This is a genomic window from Nocardia caishijiensis NBRC 108228, assembly GCF_001612825.1.
Taxonomy (GTDB): domain Bacteria; phylum Actinomycetota; class Actinomycetes; order Mycobacteriales; family Mycobacteriaceae; genus Nocardia; species Nocardia caishijiensis.
In genome coordinates, this window is sequence record NZ_BDBE01000053.1 from 31485 (window position 1) to 50235 (window position 18751).

Consider the following 18751-nt stretch of genomic DNA (forward strand, 5'->3'; position numbering starts at 1 on the left):
GCGGGGTCGGCGGTGAAGATTGCTGCGAACCCACCTTCCGTGCCGGAGGGGTGGGTCCGGCCGGGTACCGTGGTCCAATGTTCTCGAAAGTCTTGGTCGCCAATCGCGGCGAGATCGCCATCCGCGCCTTCCGCGCGGCCTACGAGCTCGGCATCGGAACGGTCGCGGTCTTCCCGCACGAGGATCGCAATTCCGTCCACCGGCTGAAGGCTGCCGAGTCCTACCAGATCGGCGAGGAGGGGCACCCCGTCCGGGCGTACCTGTCGATCGAGGCGATCATCGACGCCGCCAAGAGCGCGGGCGCCGACGCCATCTACCCCGGCTACGGTTTTCTGTCGGAGAACCCCGACCTCGCGGCGGCCTGTGCTCGCGAGGGCATCACCTTCATCGGCCCCTCGGCGCAGGTGCTGGAGATGGCGGGCAACAAGGCCACCGCTATCGAAGCGGCCAAGGCCGCCGGTCTGCCGGTCCTGAAATCGAGCGAACCCAGCGCCGACATCGACGCGCTGCTGGCGGCGTCGGAGCAGCTCGAGTACCCGATCTTCGTCAAGGCCGTTGCCGGTGGCGGCGGGCGCGGCATGCGCCGGGTCGCCGCGCCGGAGCAGCTGCGGGAGTCGATCGAGGCCGCCTCGCGGGAAGCCGAGTCGGCCTTCGGCGATCCGACGGTGTTCCTCGAGCAGGCGGTGGTGAACCCGCGCCACATCGAGGTGCAGATCCTGGCCGACCAGCACGGCAATGTGATGCACCTGTTCGAGCGGGACTGTTCGCTGCAGCGCCGCCACCAGAAGGTGATCGAACTGGCGCCCGCCCCGAATCTCGACCCGGAGCTGCGGGAACGGATCTGTGCCGACGCCGTCGCCTTCGCCAGGCAGATCGGCTACAGCAACGCGGGCACCGTCGAATTCCTCCTCGACGAGCGCGGCAACCACGTGTTCATCGAGATGAACCCGCGCATCCAGGTGGAGCACACGGTCACCGAGGAGATCACCGATGTCGACCTGGTGCAGTCGCAGCTGCGCATCGCGGCCGGGGAAACACTCGCCGACCTGGGGCTGAGCCAGGACAAGGTGGCGATTCGCGGCGCCGCGCTGCAGTGTCGCATCACCACCGAGGACCCGGCCAACGGCTTCCGCCCCGACACCGGGCGCATCACCGCCTACCGCACGCCCGGCGGCGCGGGCATCCGGCTCGACGGTGGCGCGAACCTGGGCGCGGAGATCGGCGCCTACTTCGACTCCATGCTGGTCAAGCTCACCTGCCGTGGCCGTGACCTGCCCGCGGCGGCCGCGCGAGCCCGTCGCGCGCTGGCCGAGTTCCGCATCCGTGGTGTGACGACCAACATCCCGTTCCTGCTGGCGGTGCTCGACGACCCCGATTTCCAGGCGGGCCGGGTCACCACCTCGTTCATCGACGAGCGGCCCGAACTGCTCACCTCACGTGGGTCGGCCGACCGTGGCACCAAGATCCTGAACTATTTGGCCGACGTCACCGTCAACAAGCCCAACGGCGAACGCCCCACCACGGTGTACCCGTACGACAAGCTGCCCGCCGTCGACCTGACCGTGCCGCCGCCGGACGGGTCGCGGCAGCGACTGCTCGCCCTCGGCCCGGAGGGTTTCGCGAAGGCGCTGCGGGAGCAGAAAGCGCTCGGCGTCACCGACACCACCTTCCGTGACGCGCATCAGTCGCTGCTGGCCACCCGGGTGCGCACCAACGGTCTGCTCGGTGTGGCCGGTCACGTCGCCCGGCTCACCCCCGAGCTGCTGTCGATCGAGGCGTGGGGCGGCGCGACCTACGATGTGGCGCTGCGCTTCCTGCACGAGGACCCGTGGGAGCGGCTGGCCGCGTTGCGTGAGGCGGTGCCGAACATCTGTCTGCAGATGCTGCTGCGCGGTCGCAACACCGTCGGTTACACGCCGTACCCCGAGCAGGTGACGCGGGCGTTCGTGTCCGAGGCCGCCACCACGGGCATCGATATCTTCCGCATCTTCGACGCGCTCAACAATGTCGACCAGATGCGCCCGGCCATCGACGCGGTCCGCGAGACCGGCACCGCGATCGCCGAGGTCGCCCTGTCCTACACCGGTGACCTGCTCGACCCCGACGAGCAGCTCTACACGCTCGACTACTACCTGAAGCTGGCCGAGCAGATCGTCGACGCGGGCGCCCACGTGCTCGCGATCAAGGACATGGCCGGTCTGCTGCGCGCACCGGCGGCCGCGAAGCTGGTGACCGCGCTGCGCAGCAATTTCGATCTGCCCGTGCACGTGCACACCCACGACACTCCCGGCGGTCAGCTCGCCACCTACCTGGCCGCCTGGCAGGCCGGTGCCGACGCCGTCGACGGCGCGAGCGCGGCGATGGCGGGCACCACGTCCCAGCCCGCGCTGTCGGCGATCGTGGCCGCGGCCGCGCACACCGAGCGCGATACCGGGCTCAACCTGCGCAATGTGTGCGATCTCGAGCCGTACTGGGAGGCGCTGCGCAAGGTGTACGCGCCGTTCGAGTCGGGCCTGCCCGCGCCGACCGGGCGGGTGTACACCCACGAGATTCCCGGTGGGCAGCTGTCGAACCTGCGTCAGCAGGCGATCGCGCTCGGGCTCGGTGATCGGTTCGAGGAGGTCGAGGCCAAGTACGCGGCGGCGGACCGGCTGCTCGGTCGTCTCATCAAGGTGACCCCGTCGTCGAAGGTCGTCGGCGACCTGGCGCTGGCCCTGGTCGGTTCCGGCGTCGACATCGAGGACTTCGCCGCCGACCCCGGCCGCTACGACATCCCGGACTCGGTCATCGGCTTCCTGCGCGGTGAACTCGGCGAACCGGCCGGTGGCTGGCCCGAACCGTTCCGCAGCAAGGCGCTGGCCGGTCGCAACGAACCCAAGCCGGAGACCCCGCTGAGCGCGGCCGACCAGAAGGCACTCGACGGCTCGTCCGACGAGCGTCGCGCCACCCTGAACCGGCTGCTGTTCCCCGGCCCCACCGCCGAGTTCCTGGCCCACCGCGACAAGTACGGCGACACCACCGGCCTGTCGGAGAACCAGTTCTTCTACGGTCTGCGCCGTGGCGAGGAACACCGGGTGCAGCTGGAGAAGGGTGTCACCCTGCTCATCGGGCTGGAAGCCATCTCCGAGCCGGACGAGAAGGGCATGCGCACGGTCATGTGCATCATGAACGGGCAACTGCGCCCGATCGCGGTGCGCGACCGGTCGGTCGCCTCCGAGGTGCCCGCCGCGGAGAAGGCCGACAAGAACAACCCGGGCCACATCGCGGCGCCGTTCGCGGGCGTGGTCACCCTGGCCGTCACCGAGGGCGACACGATCAGCGCGGGCGACACCATCGGCACCATCGAGGCCATGAAGATGGAGGCCGCCATCACCGCGCCGCGCGCCGGTGTGGTCGGGCGCATCGCCACCGCCAAGGTGCAGCAGGTCGAAGGTGGGGATCTGCTGATCGAGCTGGCCGCGCGCGAGTCGGAATGACCCGCATCATCGCCGGTGTGGCCGGTGGGCGGCGCCTCGCGGTGCCGCCCGCCGGTACCCGGCCCACCTCCGACCGGGTGCGCGAGGCGCTGTTCAGCGCGATCGACGCCCGCCTCGATCTCGACGGCGCACGGGTGCTCGACCTGTACGCCGGATCGGGCGCGCTCGGGCTGGAAGCCCTCTCGCGCGGCGCGTCCCAGGCGCTACTGATCGAGGCCGATCGCAAGGCGGGTGCGGTGGTGCGCGCCAATATCGCCGAGCTGAACCTGCCCGGCGCCGAACTGCGGCTCGGCAGCGTGGCCTCGGTCCTGGCGCGTCCTGCTCCCGTGGCGTACGACGTGGTGTTCTCCGACCCGCCCTACGACGTGAGCACCGACGACGTCACCGCCGACCTGCGTGCCCTCGCCGAGCACGGCTGGCTCGCGCCCGAGGCGCTGGTAGTGGTGGAACGATCGATCCGTTCGCCCGAAATCACTTGGCCCGCAGGGTATTCGGTGCTGAAGGCACGTAAATACGGGGAGACCAGGATCGAGCTCGCCGAATACGGTGCTAGCGTCTGAGTCATGGCTGCTGCAGCACTGTGCCCCGGTTCCTTCGACCCGGTCACCAACGGTCACCTCGACGTGTTCACCCGCGCCGCCGCGCAATTCGACGAGGTGATCGTCACCGTGATGGTGAACCCCAAGAAGCAGGGCATGTTCACCGTCGAGGAGCGCATGGAACTGCTGCGCGAATCGGTGGCGCACCTGCCCAACGTCCGCGTCGCCTCGTGGCAAGGGCTGCTGGTGGATTTCGCCAAGCAGGAGGGCGTCAGCGCGATCGTCAAGGGTCTGCGCGATGCGGGCGACTTCGGCTACGAACTGCAGATGGCCCAGATGAACCACAAACTGGCGGGCGTCGACACCTTCTTCATCGCCACCAACCCGTCCCTGAGCTTCCTGTCCAGTTCCCTGGTGAAGGAAGTGGCGGCCTACGGCGGCGACGTCACCGACATGCTCCCCCCGGCCGTCCACAAGCGCCTCCTCGACCGCATTGCGGAACGCAAGAACTGAACTCGCGAGCAGATGGGTAACTCATCGGGGGCGGGCTACGGCGACCGACCACCTCGGTCTGGCCGCCGACGCACCGTCGCCTCCGCCTGAGTCCGGCTCGAATTCCCGGAGAGGCGCAACAGCTAGAAGACGAAGCCTCTGAGTGCCAGGAAGCGGAGGCCGCCGACGGCGGCGGTGATGGTGAGCACGGCCAGCGCCTGGGCGACATCGCCGAGGCCGGGAGCCCAGACGCCGAGCGCGCCGAGGCTCGCCGTCGTGATGACCAGCCCGAGCAGGGCCAGCCCACCGCCTTCCCACTGCGCGGTGAACCAGCCGACGCGATCGGCGGCGTGGAAGGTGAGCTGACGGTGCAGTTCGTTGGCGATCACGGTGCTCACGATCGAGCCGACCACATTGGCCACCAGTGGGCCCGTGCCGATCATCGTGAAGAACAGCAACACGTAGGCGATGTTGCTGGCGCCGCCGACCAGGGCGAAGCGGATGAGCTGGGGGAAAGCGCGGTCGCCGCGCAGGTACTCGAGGGCGCGGTCGAGCCGGGGGCGGGCCGCGGGCGCGGCGGGCAGCGTCGTCGGGTACGGGGCGAACCAGGGTGTGAACACGCTCGTCACCGGATACTTCGGTGTTTCCAGGACGGTCATGATCGACTCCGATCGCGGTACAGGCGTCGACAGCTTTGTCGTGCCCCTAGATCGTAGCGAAGTGGAGGGCCGCACTCCACTTGATATGTGTGCGATCTCGGACACTGTCGCGACACACCGCGCCGACATTCGGCACACCGGCCGATCGCGGGCACACTGGGCACGGCGGTAGTCGTTCGCCGTGAGTCCGCAGGAGGGTAGTGAGCATGTATCGCGTATTCGAAGCACTCGACGAGCTCGTCGCGATCGTCGAGGAGGCACGCGGCATCCCGCCGACCCGCAGCTGCATCGTGCCGAGGGGCGATGTCCTCGAACTCCTCGACGACGTGCGCGACGCCCTGCCCGGCGAACTCGACGACGCCCAGGACGTGCTCGATCACCGCGACAAGATCGTCGGTGACGCGCGGGCGGGCGCCGAGACCACCATCACCTCGGCCAACGAGCAGGCCCGCACCACCGTCGAGGACGCCCGCGCCGAGGCCGATCGCATCCTGGCCGACGCCAAGGCCCACGCCGACCGCATGGTCGCCGAGGCCACCGCGCACGCCGACCGTCTCGTCGCCGCCGCCCAGGCCGAGGCCGACCAGGTCGTCGCCGACGGCAATGCCGAGTACGACGAGCTCACCGGCCGCGCCCAGATCGACGCCGACCGCGCCATCGAGGCGGGCAAGGCCTCCTACGAACGCTCGGTCGCCGACGGTGAGGCCGAACAGGCCCGGCTGGTGTCGCAGACCGAGGTGGTGCGGGCCGCGCACGCCGAGTCCGCGCGCCTGATCGACGAGGCGCAGGCCGAGTCCGACCGGATCCGCGCCGAATGCGACGAATACGTCGATCAGCGGATGGCCGAATTCGACGGCAAACTCGCCGCACTCGAGGAGACGCTCACCACCACCCGGCGCACGGTCACCCGGGGCCGCAGGCACATGCGCGGCGCCTCGTCGCCCGAGTATCCCGAATACGCCGCCGAGCACCGTCGGTGACGTTTTGAGTTCGGGCGGGGTCCTGCCGTACTGTTGAGTGGTTGCCCACGATCCCCTCAGCAGAAGTGAGTCTGTGATGTCCGCCCGTTCCGGTTCGCCTTCGCGTCCGCACAAGACCAGCAACGGTCCTGTGTCCGACGCGGGTTTCGTGCTGGATGTCCGCAATCTCGGCCGTCGGCCGGGAACCATGCGGGAGGTGCGGCGCACGGCCACCGAGCACGAGCGGATGGGTCTCGACCTGATCGCCATCCCGGCCGACGCCGAGGTGGAACTCGACCTGCAGCTGCAGGCCGTCTCGGAGGGTGTGCTGGTCACCGGCACGGTGTCCGGGCCGACGGTGGGGGAGTGCTCGCGCTGCCTCGAACCGTTCGAGGACCGGGTGGAGGTTCGTCTGACGGAACTGTTCGCGTATCCGGACAGCACCACCGAGCAGACGACCGAGGACGACGAGGTCTACCGCATGGAAGACGACCTCATCGACCTCGAGCCGGTGATCCTCGACGCCATCGGGCTGGAGCTTCCGCTGCAGCCGCTGTGCACGCCGGACTGTGCGGGCCTGTGCCCCGAATGCGGTGTGCGGATGGCGATTGCCGGTCCCGATCATGGGCATGAGATACTGGATCCCCGCTGGGCCAAGTTGGCGTCGTTCGCCACCGAGGAGCCCGGCACCGGCGATCCCGCCGAGGGTTCCACCCACCAAGACCGATCCGCTCCCGGGGCAGACGACGCCCGTGTGGTCAGCGAAAACCAAGAGGAGAAGTAGCCGTGGCTGTTCCCAAGCGCCGGATGTCCCGTTCCAACACCCGGTCGCGGCGCAGCCAGTGGAAGGCCGCCGCGCCGACCCTGGTCACCTGCCCGAACCGTGCCTGCGGTGAGAAGACCCTCCCGCACATCGCGTGCCCGTCCTGCGGTACCTACAAGGGCCGCCAGGTCACCGCTGCTGTCTGATCGTCCGATCACACGTAGCGACGTGACCGACCACGCCAGTCTCCTCGCCGCCCTCGGTGTCGACGTACGACCGGAGCTGCTGCGCCTCGCGCTGACGCACCGGTCGTACGCGTACGAGAACGGTGGACTACCGACCAACGAGCGCCTGGAATTCCTCGGCGACTCGGTGCTCGGCCTGAGCATCACCGAACGCCTCTACACCGAGCACCCGGACAAGTCCGAGGGTGAGCTCGCGAAGCTGCGCGCCAGTGTGGTGAACATGCACGCGCTCGCCGAAGTGGCGCGTGGCCTCGGCGACGGTGGACTCGGTCAATACCTGCTGCTCGGCAAGGGCGAAGAGCTCACCGGCGGCCGGGACAAGCCGAGCATCCTCGCCGACGGTATGGAGTCGCTGCTCGGTGCGGTGCACCTCGAGCACGGCATCGACGTCGCGCGCGGCGTGGTGCTTCGCCTGTTCGCCGATCTCCTCGAGCGCGGTCCCCGCATGGGCGCGGGCCTCGACTGGAAGACCAGCCTGCAGGAACTCACCGCCGAACGCGGTCTCGGCGTACCCGCCTACGAGATCACCTCGACCGGCCCGGACCACAACAAGGAGTTCACCGCGACGACGGTGATCGCCGGGAATCCGTACGGTTCGGGCGTCGGGCGGTCCAAGAAGGAAGCCGAGCAGAAGGCCGCCGGTGCCGCCTACAAGGCGCTCACCGAACAGGCCGCCGCCTCGGACGAAGCCGCCCAAGCCTGACGTGCCCGAACTTCCCGAAGTCGAGGTGGTGCGGCGCGGTCTGGCCGAGCACGCCGTCGGCCGGGTGCTCGAGGGCGTGACCGTCACCCATCCGCGTGCGGTGCGCAGGCATGTGGCGGGTCCGGCCGATCTGTCGGCGCAGCTCACCGGGCTGCGCATCGAGGCTGCGCATCGGCGCGGCAAATATCTCTGGCTCACCTTCGACGCGACCCCGCTCGGTACCGGCGCCTCCGCAACCGGACTGGATCTGGCCCTGGTCGTGCATTTGGGGATGAGCGGTCAGATGTTGGTTCAGCCCGCCGCGGCGCCCGTCGAGAAACATGCCCATATCCGGGCGGTTCTCGATGACGGCGCCGAATTGCGGTTCGTCGATCAGCGCACCTTCGGCGGCTGGTCGCTGGCCGGACTCGTGGAGGTCGACGGCAGCGTCGTCCCCGACACCGTCGCCCACATCGCCCGCGACCCGCTCGACCCGCGTTTCGATCGCGAAGCCGTCGTCGCCGCGATCCGCGCCAAGAACACCGAGATCAAACGGGTGCTGCTGGATCAGACCGTGGTGTCGGGCATCGGCAACATCTACGCCGACGAGGCCCTGTGGCGGGCCGGACTGCACGGCACCCGCATCGCCGCCACCCTCACCCGGCCCGCGCTGCGCACCCTGCTCGACGCCGTCACCGCCGTGATGACCGAGGCGCTGGCCGTCGGCGGCACCTCCTTCGACGCGCTGTATGTGAACGTGAACGGTGAATCCGGGTACTTCTCCCGATCGCTGGCCGCCTACGGGCGCGAGAACGAACCGTGCGACCGGTGCGGTGCCCTGCTGATCCGTGAGCAGTTCATGAATCGGTCCTCGTTTTCCTGTCCGACGTGTCAGCGGAAGCCGCGTCGACGCTGATCGCGGCGCGATACCGTTGCCCTGACAGATCTGCCGCAGGTGGGGTCCCAGGAGGACGGTATGCGCAAGCTGACGTATTTCGTGGCATCGACGATCGACGGCTTCATCGCCGCCGAGGACGGGTCGGTGAATTTCTTCCCGGTTGGCGGTGATCATCTGCCCTCGATCATCTCCCAGTACCCGGAGACGCTGCCGACCAAGGTGCGTGAGGCGCGCGGGGTCGCGCCGGGCAACATCTACTTCGACACCGTCGTGATGGGGCGCAAGACCCACGACTTCGGGGTGCGCACCGGCACGGCGAGTCCGTACGAACATCTGCGCCAGCTCGTGGTGTCGACGACCATGCCCGAACCGCCCGCTCCCGGTGTCGAGGTGATCTCGGGCGATCCGATCGCCGCGGTGCGCGATCTCAAGAAACAAGCGGGCCTCGGCATCTGGCTCTGCGGAGGGGGCGAACTCGCGCAGACTCTGCTGCCCGAGATCGACCAGGTGTTCCTCAAGGTGTGCCCGGTGCTGCTCGGCACCGGCAGGCCGCTGTTCGGTGGCGGCATGAAACTGCCCGAACCCGAACGGTTCCGGGTGATCACCAGCCGGGTGTACGCCGACGGTGTCGCCTTCCTCAAGTACGGCCGGATCAGGTAGCCGTGACGGGTCTCGATCCGGTCGCCGCCCTGCGCGAGGTCGCCTTCTGGCTCGAACGATCGCGCGCCCAGACCCACCGGGTGAAGGCCTACCGTCGGGCCGCCGACGTGGTCGAGGGGCTGACCGAAACCGAAAGGTCCTCGCGCGCGGCCGAACACAGCTGGCAGGACCTGCCGGGGATCGGACCCAAGACGGCGACGGTCATCGAACAGGCGTGTGCCGGTGAGATTCCCACCTATCTGGCCGACCTGCGCGCCGCCGCCGCACCCATCGGTCCGGCGGGCGAACCCCTCCGCGCCGTGCTGCGCGGGGATCTGCACACCCACTCCGACTGGTCCGACGGCGGCAGTCCGATCGGCGAGATGATGCGCATGGCAGCGGCACTCGGCCACGAGTACTGCGCGCTCACCGATCACTCACCGCGACTGAAGGTCGCCAACGGGTTGTCGGCCGAACGGCTGCTGCGCCAACTCGACGTGATCGCGGAACTCAACGACGAACTCGCCCCGTTCCGCATCCTCACCGGCATCGAGGTGGACATCCTCGACGACGGCACCCTCGACCAGCGCGCCGACCTACTCGAACGGCTCGACATCGTGGTCGCCAGCGTGCACTCGCACCTGCGCGACGACAGCGCCACCATGACCGAACGCATGGTCTACGCCGTCGCCGACCCGAATGTCGACGTGCTCGGCCACTGCACCGGCCGACTCGTGGAAGGCGGGCGCGGCACCCGCCCCGAATCCAGTTTCGACGCCGAACTCGTCTTCGAGGCCTGCCGCAGGTACGGCACCGCCGTGGAGATCAACAGCCGCCCCGAACGCCGCGACCCGCCCGGGCGCCTGATCGACCTCGCGCGCGACGTCGGCTGCCACTTCAGCATCGATACCGACGCGCACGCACCCGGCCAATTGTCCTGGCAGGGTTACGGATGCGAACGGGCCGTCGCGCACGGGGTGACAGCCGATCGGGTCGTGAACGCGTGGCCGCTGGCGGACCTGCTCGCCTGGACGGCGGAATCCGGTGGGTGAAGGTTTGCCCAACAGCTGATGGCATCGGCCGGTCGGCGGGTTCGGCTCTGGTACAACTCGAGTCGGACGAGTGGTGCCTGGGGGAACCGGTGAATTTTCCGATCGAGATCGTGTTGTCGCTGCTCGGCGTGGTGGTCGCGGTCGCGGCCTTCCTCCGGCAGTTCGTGTTCGTCGGTCGCAAACGCATCGGGTTCCGGGTGCAGATGGACACCCCGGTCACCGGCCAGATCCAATTTCCCGAGGTGAGTTCGCCCGACGACGCCGATGTCACCGGTGCCCTACGCAACCTGCAGACCTCGGCACCGGCCAGCGATCGCTCCTGGGATCTGCGCAAACTGTCGCTGGCGCTGGTCCGCATCGAGAACATCGGGTCGTTGCCCATCGTCAAGGACGACTACACCCTCGATCACCCCAGAACGGGCCTGCGCCTGACGTTTCCCGGGCGGGAGGTGATCGCGATCGCGGTGACGGAGCTCGAGGGTGTCCACGCCGACAACCTCGGGCCCGACTCGGGCATCGCCCGCCGCAACGAGGGCGAAGGCGCCGACCTCAGAGGCATCGTCGACCTGCCGAAGGTGCCGCTCGACCGCGCCGATCACTACAAGATCCTCGCGGTCCTGAACAACAAGTACAACCTCGACAAGTTCGGGAAGACGACACTGTCGGGGCTGCGCGGCGGCAACGCCGAGCCGACCCGCAGCAGCTCCCGACCGTGGGCCCTGATCGGGCTCAGTGTGTTCCTGCTGATCGTCGTCCTGGTCCAGCTCGGTATCGCCCTGACGCGCACCGATCCACCACCGAGCTACTGCGCCGACGGCAACCTCACCCTCGTCGGCTCCACCGCCATGGAGAAGATGGTCCGCGAGGTCGCGAAGAACTACGAAACACACTGCGCCGGTGCCGACTTCACCTTCGACTTCGCCGGTACCAGCGACGGCCTGCGGGTCCTGGACAAGCCGGAGCCTGCGCCGAACACCGTCGCGATCGGCGAGGGCCCCAAACGCGACACCTTCCCCGACCTGTTCGAAACTCCGTTCGCGGTGGCGCCGTTCGCCGTCGTCACCCACCCGGACCTCGGCATCACCGACCTGTCGACCGCGCAGATCCAGCGTCTGTTCCGCGGCGAGATCGACAACTGGAAGACGCTCGGTGGCCCGGATCTGCCTGTCGTGGTGGTGGATCGCCAGCACGGGTCGGGCTCGCGGTTCGCGCTGGAGGCTCGGTTGCTGGGCTGGCAGCGCCCGCTCTATCACCCCGAATTCTGCGCGGGCAGAGCGCGACTGGTGCACTGCGAGGTCGGCTCGACCGCGGAGATGGCCGAGGTCGTCGCGGCGACGCCGGGTGCGGTGGGTTATCTCGAGGCGACGACCGTCGGCGCGGGGCCGCGGGCGGTGACCATCGACGGTCGGCCCGCGACCAAAACCCATGTGGCCGATCGGAGTTACCCGTTCTACTCGGTGGAGTTCGTCTTCCACGATCATCCGGGCGGCAACATGCCCGCCGGATCGCTGGCGGCGAAATTCGTCGACTATCTCGTCTATGGTGACGGGCGGCTCGTCGTGGCCGAATTCGGCGGCATCGCCTGCCTGGAATTGGCCAGGCGACCAGAATGTGAACCGTGATCGAGGTGTGCTGAGCGGTCGCTCGGTGCCCCTCGCGCTGTGATGGTTCGCCGCGCGACTCGACCGTGACAATTCTCTGTACGCCGTAGACCGGGCCTGACGGTGGAATCTGCTGTCGCGGCAGGGAATCGCGTACAACAAAACCAGCAACATGCTGGTTTACTTTCCGGTAGCGGGGTACGTTCCTTGACGGCCCCTCTGATCAGGCGGGCACCCCAGCGGTGCGCTCCGCGCCTGGCCAGGCCAACCATGCCCCATGGACGGCGGTGAAGCTCTCGGTCTCCACCCCGCCGAGGCGGCCATCTCTTGTTCGCGCAAGTGTTGCGAGGTTGTGTCCCTGGAAGGAAGGTCATGAGTACAGATATGTCGGCAATGTCGCCGACCGGGTTCTCCAGTTCTGATCTCTATTCGATCGAGCACAATGGTGGCCCACTGCGAATTGCGATGGTCGTGCCACCGTATTTCGATGTTCCACCCAAGGCGTACGGCGGGGTGGAAGCCGTCGTCGCCGAATTGGTCGATTCGCTGTGTGAGCGTGGCCATCACGTCACCCTGTTCGGTGCGGGCGAGCCGGGTACCAAGGCGAATTTCGTCCCGCTGTGGGACCGGATCGTGCCCGAGCGGCTCGGCGACCCGTTCCCCGAGGTGGTCCACGCCCTGCGCGTGCGCCGCGCCATCGAACGACTGGCCGACACCGAAGGCATCGACCTGGTGCACGACCACACGTTCGCCGGACCGCTCAACGCCCCCGCCTACGCCAATCTCGGCCTGCCGACCGTGGTGACCGTCCACGGACCCGTCCAGGACGACTGCTACCGCTACTACCGCGAACTCGGCGAGGAGTGCTCGCTGATCGCCATCAGCGACCGGCAGCGCGAACTGGCGCCGGATCTGGGCTGGGCCGGTCGCGTGCACAACGCGCTGCGCCCGGATCAGTGGCCCTTCCAGCCGGAGAAGGACAACTACGCGCTGTTCCTCGGCCGCTTCTCCATGGACAAGGGCCCGCACCTGGCCCTCGACGCCGCCCACGAGGCCGGTATCCCGCTCATCCTGGCGGGCAAGTGCTCAGAAGCGCCGGAGAAGGCCTACTTCGAGGAATACGTGCGTCCTCGGCTCACCCCTGACGATCATGTATTCGGCCTCGCCGACGCGACCGCCAAGCGTAAACTCTTGGCCGGAGCTCGGTGTCTGCTGTTCCCCATTCGCTGGGAGGAGCCGTTCGGCATGGTGATGATCGAGGCAATGGTCTGTGGCACACCGGTGGTCGCCCTGCGCGGCGGCGCGGTGGGTGAGGTGCTGGTCGACGGTGTCACCGCGCGTATCTGCGAGGACCCCGCCGAACTGCCCGCCGCCATCCACGAGGTCGCCACCTACGACCCGGCCGCCTGCCGGGCGCACGTGGAGGCGAACTTCGGTGCCGACACGCTCGGGCGCGGCTACGAGCAGGTGTACCGGGAAATTCTGGCGCGCACCACGATCGGGTACGGCAGCGCCTTCGCCATGCCGCCCGTCGCGGCGGCCACCGGGCGCGCATGAGCAACAGCGACGCGCAGCCGAGCCCGACTCCGCTCAACGCGGGCGAACCGGCCGGGCTCGGCGGCCACGGCGGCAACGTGACCCTGGTCGAGGGCGGCACCTTCTGCCTCTCGGACCGGTTGGGCGATGTGGAGCCCGGCAAACCGCAGGGTTTGTTCTTCCGTGACGCCCGGGTCATCTCGCGCTGGGAACTGCTGGTCGACGGCAAGAAGCCCGAACCGCTGTCGGTGTTGAGCCCGGAGGCGTTCGCGGCGCGTTTCGTGCTGCGCAGGCCACCACAGGCAGGCCTGGCCGACAGCACGTTGCTCGTGGTGCGCGACCGCCTCGTCGCCGAGGGCATGCACGAGGTGATCACCCTCGAGAACATGAGCCGCGAAGCCACCGCGGTGGTGCTCGAAGTACACGTCGACGCCGATTTCGTCGACCTGTTCTCGGTGAAGGAGGGCCGTGCGGGCGGCCGTCGCGCCGAGATGACCACCGCCGACGGCGAACTGCTGCTCCACGACCGCGCCGACCTGGCCCGCGGCCTGGCCCTCACCTCCACGGTGGAGCCGATGGTGCTGCCGGGCACCATGATCTGGCGCATCGTCGTCCCCGCGGGCGGTCGGTGGCAGACCGAGATCGCTGCCCTGCCCGCCGGTGCGGCCCAGCGCCCGCCGATGCAGGGTTCGGTCGGCGAAAGATATCGGGCCAGCGAGCCGGTGAAGAAGATCCAGGCCTGGCGGGCGACGGCCACCGACATCACCAGCGATTCCCTGATGCTCAACCGGATACTGCGGCGCAGCGAAAGCGATCTCGGCGCACTGCAGATCCACAGCGATTCCGGCACCGGGCGCCCGTTCGTGGCGGCGGGCGCGCCCTGGTTCATGACCCTGTTCGGCCGCGACTCGTTGCTCACCGCCTGGATGTCGCTGCCCCTGGAAACCGATCTCGCCCTCGGCACGCTGCAACAGCTGGCCGAATTGCAGGGCGAGACAGTGGATCCGCTGGTCGAGGAGGAGCCCGGCCGGATCATGCACGAGATGCGGCGCGGCCCGGCGGTCGGGCAGGTGCTCGGCGGCCAGATCTACTACGGCACGGTCGACGCCACACCGCTGTTCGTGATGCTGCTCGCCGAATGTCTGCGCTGGGGCGCCGATCCGGCGTCGATCGCCACCCTGCTGCCCGCCGCGGACGCCGCCATCGGCTGGATCACCGACTTCGGTGACCGCGACGACGACGGGTTCGTCGAATATGTGCGCGCCACCGACCGCGGCCTCATCAACCAGGGCTGGAAGGACAGCTTCGACGGCATCAATTTCGCCAGTGGTCAGCTCGCGCAGGCCCCGATCGCGCTGTGCGAGGTGCAGGGGTATGTCTACGCGGCGCTGCTGGCGCGTGCCGAACTCGCCGACGCCTTCGACGACGAACCCCTGGCCCGCAAGATGCGCGAACGGGCCACCACCCTGCGCACGAAGTTCGCGGAGCAGTTCTGGCTACCCCAGTGCGGGTGGTACGCCGTGGCTCTGGACGGCAACAAGCGCCAGGTCGACGCGCTCACCAGCAACGCGGCGCACTGTCTGTGGTCGGGGATCGCCACCGACGAGCACGCCGAGATCCTGATCCGGAACCTGTCCGCGCCGGAGATGGACTCCGGGTTCGGTCTGCGCACACTGGCTTCCAACATGGGCGCCTACAACCCCATGAGCTACCACTGCGGTTCGGTGTGGCCGCACGACACGGCCATCGCGGTGGCCGGGCTCATGCGGTACCAGCACGTACCCGGCGCGATCGAACTGGCCACCCAACTCTCGGCCGGACTGCTCGACGCGGCGGCGGCTTTCGACGGCCGCCTGCCCGAGCTGTTCTGCGGTTTCCCCCGTGGCCGTTTCGCCGCCCCCGTGCCGTACCCCACCTCGTGTTCCCCGCAGGCCTGGGCCAGCGCCGCGCCACTGCTGCTCATCCGTTCCTTCGTCGGTCTCGACCCGGACGTGCCGACCAGAACCCTGACGGTCCGCCCCCGCGTCCCCGCATCGTGGGGCATCGTGCGCTTCGCCGATTTCCGGCTCGGCGCCGACACGATCGACATGGAAGTCCGTGGCACCGAGGTACTCACCGCGAGCCTGCCCGACGGTTGGGAACTGGTGATCGAATAGCACGGCGATGCGCCGGGCACCTCGGTGGTGCCCGGCGCGCTGCCGATCAGTTCGACAGCGGGAACTGTTCGTCCAGTGCGAGATTGAGCTCGAGGACATTCACCCTCGGTTCCCCGAGGAAACCCAGCGTGCGACCGTGGGTGTGCTCGGCGAGGATCGCGCGTACCTGATCGGCGGAGATGCCGCGCGTGCGCGACACTCGCCCCACCTGGATCGCGGCGTACTCGGGGGAGATGTGCGGATCGAGGCCGCTGCCACTCGCCGTCACCGCGTCGGCGGGCACCGCCGGGTGAGCCGGTGCGTCACCGAGGACGGGAACGAGCACACCGGTCGCGTAGTCCTCGCCGGGCCGCGCGCATTCCACCGCGACACCGCGGAAGGTGGACGTGAAAGGTCGCGCCGGGCAGTGCTCGTTGACACTGACCACCCGTTCCGGTCGCGACACATCACCGTCGGCATCGCGCGGGCCGAGGACCGAGAGGACCGCGCCCACACCACTGTCCGTGCAGAACTGTCGACGGCCGTCGACCCCTTCACGGTCGCCGACCTCCTTGGACCGCCCGCAAACGGCGGTGAGCAGACTCGGCCGCTCCGCCGTGTCGACGATGTCCTCCGGGCCGAGATTGCTCGCGGCCGTGGCGAGTGGGTCGTAGCCCACGCCCGCCGCTGAGGGACGGCTCTGGAAATACCGCGCGAGGGCGGTGCCGTCGGCGTCGGTGAACGACTGCCCGATCAAGGTCGAGCCGACCAGTACCCCCTGCCGCTCGATGAGCGATCCGTCGGCTAGATGATCCAGACCGGGCAGCCGGGCGATGGTGAAAACCGTCAGGGGGTAGACGATTCCGGTGATCGCCGTCAGTGCCAGCAGGGCACGCAGGGCAGCCAGGTGCTGGTGGAACCAGGTCGAAGTACGCATATCAGGACATCCCGGGGAGGAGTTGGACCAGCAGATCGATGACTTTGATGCCGAGGAACGGTACGACGACGCCGCCAAGCCCGTAGACGGTCAGGTTGCGCCGCAACAGGACCGAGGCGCTGCTCGGCCGGTAGCCGACGCCGCGCAGAGCCAGCGGGATGAGCGCGACGATGACGAGCGCGTTGAAGATCACCGCCGACAGGATCGCCGACTGCGGACTGGCCAACCGCATGACGTTGAGTGCGTCCAGGCCGGGGAACAGCGGTACGAACAGGGCGGGGACGATCGCGAAGTACTTGGCGATGTCGTTGGCGACCGAGAAGGTGGTGAGCGCCCCACGGGTGATGAGCAACTGCTTGCCGATCTCCACGATCTCGATCAGCTTGGTCGGATCCGAATCCAGATCGACCATGTTGCCCGCCTCCTTGGCGGCCGACGTGCCGGTGTTCATGGCCACGCCGACATCGGCCTGGGCCAGGGCGGGGGCGTCGTTGGTGCCGTCGCCGGTCATCGCGACCAGCCGTCCACCGTCCTGTTCCCGCTTGATCAGGGCGAGTTTGTCCTCCGGGGTCGCCTCGGCGAGGAAGTCGTCGACGCCCGCTTCGGCCGCGATGGCCGCGGCGGTCAACGGGTTGTCGCCGGTGATCATCACCGTGCGGATGCCCATCTGCCGCATTTCGTCGAAGCGTTCCCGCATGCCCTGTTTGACCACGTCCGCGAGGTGAACGATGCCGAGCACGCGGGCGGTGCCTCGGTCGACCTCACCGACCATCAGGGGCGTCCCACCGGACGCGGAGATGTCGTCGACCACGGCCGACACCTCGGTGGGCACGGAACCGCCCTGGGCGCGCACCCATTCGGTGACCGCACCGGCCGCACCCTTGCGCAACTGCCGCCCGTCGGCCAGGTCGACTCCCGACATGCGGGTCTGCGCCGTGAATTGCACCCAGGTGGCGCCGGGTAGTTCCCCCGCCGTGCGTGCACGCTTGTCGAACACCTCCTCGGCGAACGTCACGATCGAGCGGCCCTCCGGTGTTTCGTCGGACAGGCTCGACAGTTGCGCCGCGTCCGCGAGCTCGTCGTCGAGAACCCCTGGTACGGGGACGAATTCGGTCGCTCGACGATTGCCGAGAGTGATGGTTCCGGTCTTGTCGAGCAGCAGCGTGTTCACATCGCCCGCCGCCTCGACCGCACGTCCCGACACGGCGAGCACATTGCGCCGCACCAGCCGGTCCATCCCGGCGATGCCGATGGCCGAGAGCAGGGCACCGATGGTGGTGGGAATCAGACAGACCAGCAGCGACACCAGCACGATGCCGGTGATGCCATTGCCGTCCAGCGCCGAGGTGTCGGCCACGCCCGGGTTGTTCGACTTGGCGAAGATCGCCAACGGTTGCAGGGTCGCGACCGCGAACACGAAGATGATCGTCAGTGCGGCGAGCAGGATGTTCAGCGCGAGCTCATTGGGCGTCTTCTGCCTGTTCGCGCCTTCCACCAGCGCGATCATCTTGTCGATGAAGCTGGCGCCGGGCTCCTGGGTGACGCGGACGACGATGCGGTCCGAGAGCACGGTGGTGCCGCCGGTGACCGCCGAACGGTCGCCACCGGATTCGCGGATCACCGGGGCGGATTCGCCGGTGATCGCGGATTCGTCCACCGAGGCGATGCCCTCGACCACGTCGCCGTCGCCGGGGATCACCTGACCCGCCTCCACCACCACGAAGTCGCCACGACGCAGTTCGGGTGCGGCGACCGGGTGCTCGACGATCGGAGCGCCGGGTACCCAGTCGGTGAGCCGACGAGCGACGGTGTCGGTCTTGGCTTGTCGCAGGCTCGCCGCCTGGGCCTTGCCGCGTCCCTCGGCGACCGCTTCGGCCAGATTCGCGAAGAGCACGGTGAGCCACAACCAGGCGACGATCGCCCAGGCGAACACCGACGGTTCGGTGATCGCCAGCACGGTCGACCACGTCGCGCCGATCTCCACGATCAGCATGACCGGGTTCTTCCACAGCGTGCGCGGGTCGAGTTTGCGGATCGCCTCCGGCAGCGCCGTGCGCAACAGCGTCGGGTCGAGGACCCCGCCGGTGCTCGGTTCGGTGCGCGGCGCGGCCGGGGAAGCGAGGGTGGGAACGGTCATG

Annotated in this window: 16 protein-coding genes; 13 read left to right on the plus strand and 3 right to left on the minus strand. The window is 68.6% G+C overall.

Annotation, left to right across the window (positions count from 1 at the left end):
• Positions 1 to 77: 77 nt before the first annotated feature.
• The 3 genes from NC7_RS27075 to coaD are packed head-to-tail and all read left to right on the plus strand — an operon-like array spanning position 78 to position 4528.
• The gene (locus NC7_RS27075; protein WP_067988435.1) at positions 78 to 3476 is read left to right on the plus strand and encodes a pyruvate carboxylase; all 3399 of its coding nucleotides are present in this window, start codon (positions 78 to 80) and stop codon (positions 3474 to 3476) included.
• Positions 3473 to 4036, plus strand: coding sequence for a 16S rRNA (guanine(966)-N(2))-methyltransferase RsmD (gene rsmD / locus NC7_RS27080; RefSeq protein WP_067988436.1), 564 nt, complete (start codon positions 3473 to 3475; stop codon positions 4034 to 4036). The genes NC7_RS27075 and rsmD overlap by 4 nt, the downstream gene beginning before the upstream one ends.
• A gap of 3 nt (positions 4037 to 4039) precedes the next feature.
• Positions 4040 to 4528, plus strand: a complete 489-nt coding sequence (gene coaD / locus NC7_RS27085; RefSeq protein ID WP_067988439.1) for a pantetheine-phosphate adenylyltransferase — start codon at positions 4040 to 4042, stop codon at positions 4526 to 4528.
• A gap of 122 nt (positions 4529 to 4650) precedes the next feature.
• On the opposite strand, the gene NC7_RS27090 is transcribed toward coaD, so the two are convergent.
• On the minus strand, positions 4651 to 5166 hold the full coding sequence (locus NC7_RS27090; protein ID WP_067988443.1) for a GtrA family protein: 516 nt from the start codon (positions 5164 to 5166) through the stop codon (positions 4651 to 4653).
• A 206-nt stretch (positions 5167 to 5372) separates the two neighbouring features.
• Here NC7_RS27090 and NC7_RS27095 point away from each other — a divergent pair, with 206 nt between their 5' ends.
• The 10 genes from NC7_RS27095 (at position 5373) to NC7_RS27140 (ending at position 15697) form a co-directional block, all read left to right on the plus strand.
• Entirely contained in the window at positions 5373 to 6146 is a 774-nt protein-coding gene (locus tag NC7_RS27095; RefSeq protein ID WP_067988447.1) for a DivIVA domain-containing protein, read from the plus strand.
• A 76-nt stretch (positions 6147 to 6222) separates the two neighbouring features.
• Positions 6223 to 6909: a YceD family protein gene (locus tag NC7_RS27100; RefSeq protein ID WP_067988450.1), complete on the plus strand. Its 687-nt coding sequence runs from the start codon at positions 6223 to 6225 to the stop codon at positions 6907 to 6909.
• Positions 6910 to 6911: 2 nt separating this feature from the next.
• Positions 6912 to 7094: a 50S ribosomal protein L32 gene (rpmF, locus tag NC7_RS27105; protein WP_067988453.1), complete on the plus strand. Its 183-nt coding sequence runs from the start codon at positions 6912 to 6914 to the stop codon at positions 7092 to 7094.
• A gap of 22 nt (positions 7095 to 7116) precedes the next feature.
• A complete protein-coding gene (rnc, locus tag NC7_RS27110; protein ID WP_236573759.1) occupies positions 7117 to 7836 on the plus strand; it encodes a ribonuclease III in 720 nt (239 codons plus the stop codon).
• A gap of 1 nt (position 7837) precedes the next feature.
• Positions 7838 to 8731: a bifunctional DNA-formamidopyrimidine glycosylase/DNA-(apurinic or apyrimidinic site) lyase gene (gene mutM, locus NC7_RS27115; protein ID WP_067988457.1), complete on the plus strand. Its 894-nt coding sequence runs from the start codon at positions 7838 to 7840 to the stop codon at positions 8729 to 8731.
• Between the two features lie 60 nt (positions 8732 to 8791).
• Positions 8792 to 9373, plus strand: coding sequence for a dihydrofolate reductase family protein (locus NC7_RS27120; RefSeq protein ID WP_067988556.1), 582 nt, complete (start codon positions 8792 to 8794; stop codon positions 9371 to 9373).
• 2 nt (positions 9374 to 9375) lie between these two features.
• The gene (locus tag NC7_RS27125) at positions 9376 to 10404 is read left to right on the plus strand and encodes a PHP domain-containing protein (RefSeq protein ID WP_067988461.1); all 1029 of its coding nucleotides are present in this window, start codon (positions 9376 to 9378) and stop codon (positions 10402 to 10404) included.
• 89 nt (positions 10405 to 10493) lie between these two features.
• Positions 10494 to 12026, plus strand: a complete 1533-nt coding sequence (locus NC7_RS27130) for a substrate-binding domain-containing protein (RefSeq protein WP_067988464.1) — start codon at positions 10494 to 10496, stop codon at positions 12024 to 12026.
• A gap of 372 nt (positions 12027 to 12398) precedes the next feature.
• Positions 12399 to 13562, plus strand: a complete 1164-nt coding sequence (locus NC7_RS27135) for a glycosyltransferase family 4 protein (protein ID WP_067988467.1) — start codon at positions 12399 to 12401, stop codon at positions 13560 to 13562.
• A complete protein-coding gene (locus NC7_RS27140) occupies positions 13559 to 15697 on the plus strand; it encodes an amylo-alpha-1,6-glucosidase (protein ID WP_067988470.1) in 2139 nt (712 codons plus the stop codon). The genes NC7_RS27135 and NC7_RS27140 overlap by 4 nt, the downstream gene beginning before the upstream one ends.
• Before the next feature lie 46 nt (positions 15698 to 15743).
• Here NC7_RS27140 and NC7_RS27145 read toward each other — a convergent pair whose 3' ends face one another.
• Positions 15744 to 16613, minus strand: a complete 870-nt coding sequence (locus tag NC7_RS27145) for a potassium-transporting ATPase subunit C (protein WP_067988473.1) — start codon at positions 16611 to 16613, stop codon at positions 15744 to 15746.
• Position 16614: 1 nt separating this feature from the next.
• Positions 16615 to 18750 carry a potassium-transporting ATPase subunit KdpB gene (gene kdpB, locus NC7_RS27150; RefSeq protein ID WP_067988476.1) on the minus strand — a complete coding sequence of 712 codons (2136 nt, stop codon included), beginning with the start codon at positions 18748 to 18750 and terminating at the stop codon, positions 16615 to 16617.
• Between the last annotated feature and the right edge of the window lies 1 nt (position 18751).

Bases quoted from the DNA above. Each gene is read 5' to 3' on its own strand.
- NC7_RS27075 (WP_067988435.1), top strand. From the start codon at position 78: ATGTTCTCGAAAGTCTTGGTCGCCAATCGCGGCGAGATCGCCATCCGC.
- rsmD (WP_067988436.1), top strand. From the start codon at position 3,473: ATGACCCGCATCATCGCCGGTGTGGCCGGTGGGCGGCGCCTCGCGGTG.
- coaD (WP_067988439.1), top strand. From the start codon at position 4,040: ATGGCTGCTGCAGCACTGTGCCCCGGTTCCTTCGACCCGGTCACCAAC.
- NC7_RS27090 (WP_067988443.1), bottom strand. From the start codon at position 5,166: ATGACCGTCCTGGAAACACCGAAGTATCCGGTGACGAGCGTGTTCACA.
- NC7_RS27095 (WP_067988447.1), top strand. From the start codon at position 5,373: ATGTATCGCGTATTCGAAGCACTCGACGAGCTCGTCGCGATCGTCGAG.
- NC7_RS27100 (WP_067988450.1), top strand. From the start codon at position 6,223: ATGTCCGCCCGTTCCGGTTCGCCTTCGCGTCCGCACAAGACCAGCAAC.
- NC7_RS27120 (WP_067988556.1), top strand. From the start codon at position 8,792: ATGCGCAAGCTGACGTATTTCGTGGCATCGACGATCGACGGCTTCATC.
- NC7_RS27135 (WP_067988467.1), top strand. From the start codon at position 12,399: ATGTCGCCGACCGGGTTCTCCAGTTCTGATCTCTATTCGATCGAGCAC.
- NC7_RS27140 (WP_067988470.1), top strand. From the start codon at position 13,559: ATGAGCAACAGCGACGCGCAGCCGAGCCCGACTCCGCTCAACGCGGGC.
- NC7_RS27145 (WP_067988473.1), bottom strand. From the start codon at position 16,613: ATGCGTACTTCGACCTGGTTCCACCAGCACCTGGCTGCCCTGCGTGCC.
- kdpB (WP_067988476.1), bottom strand. From the start codon at position 18,750: ATGACCGTTCCCACCCTCGCTTCCCCGGCCGCGCCGCGCACCGAACCG.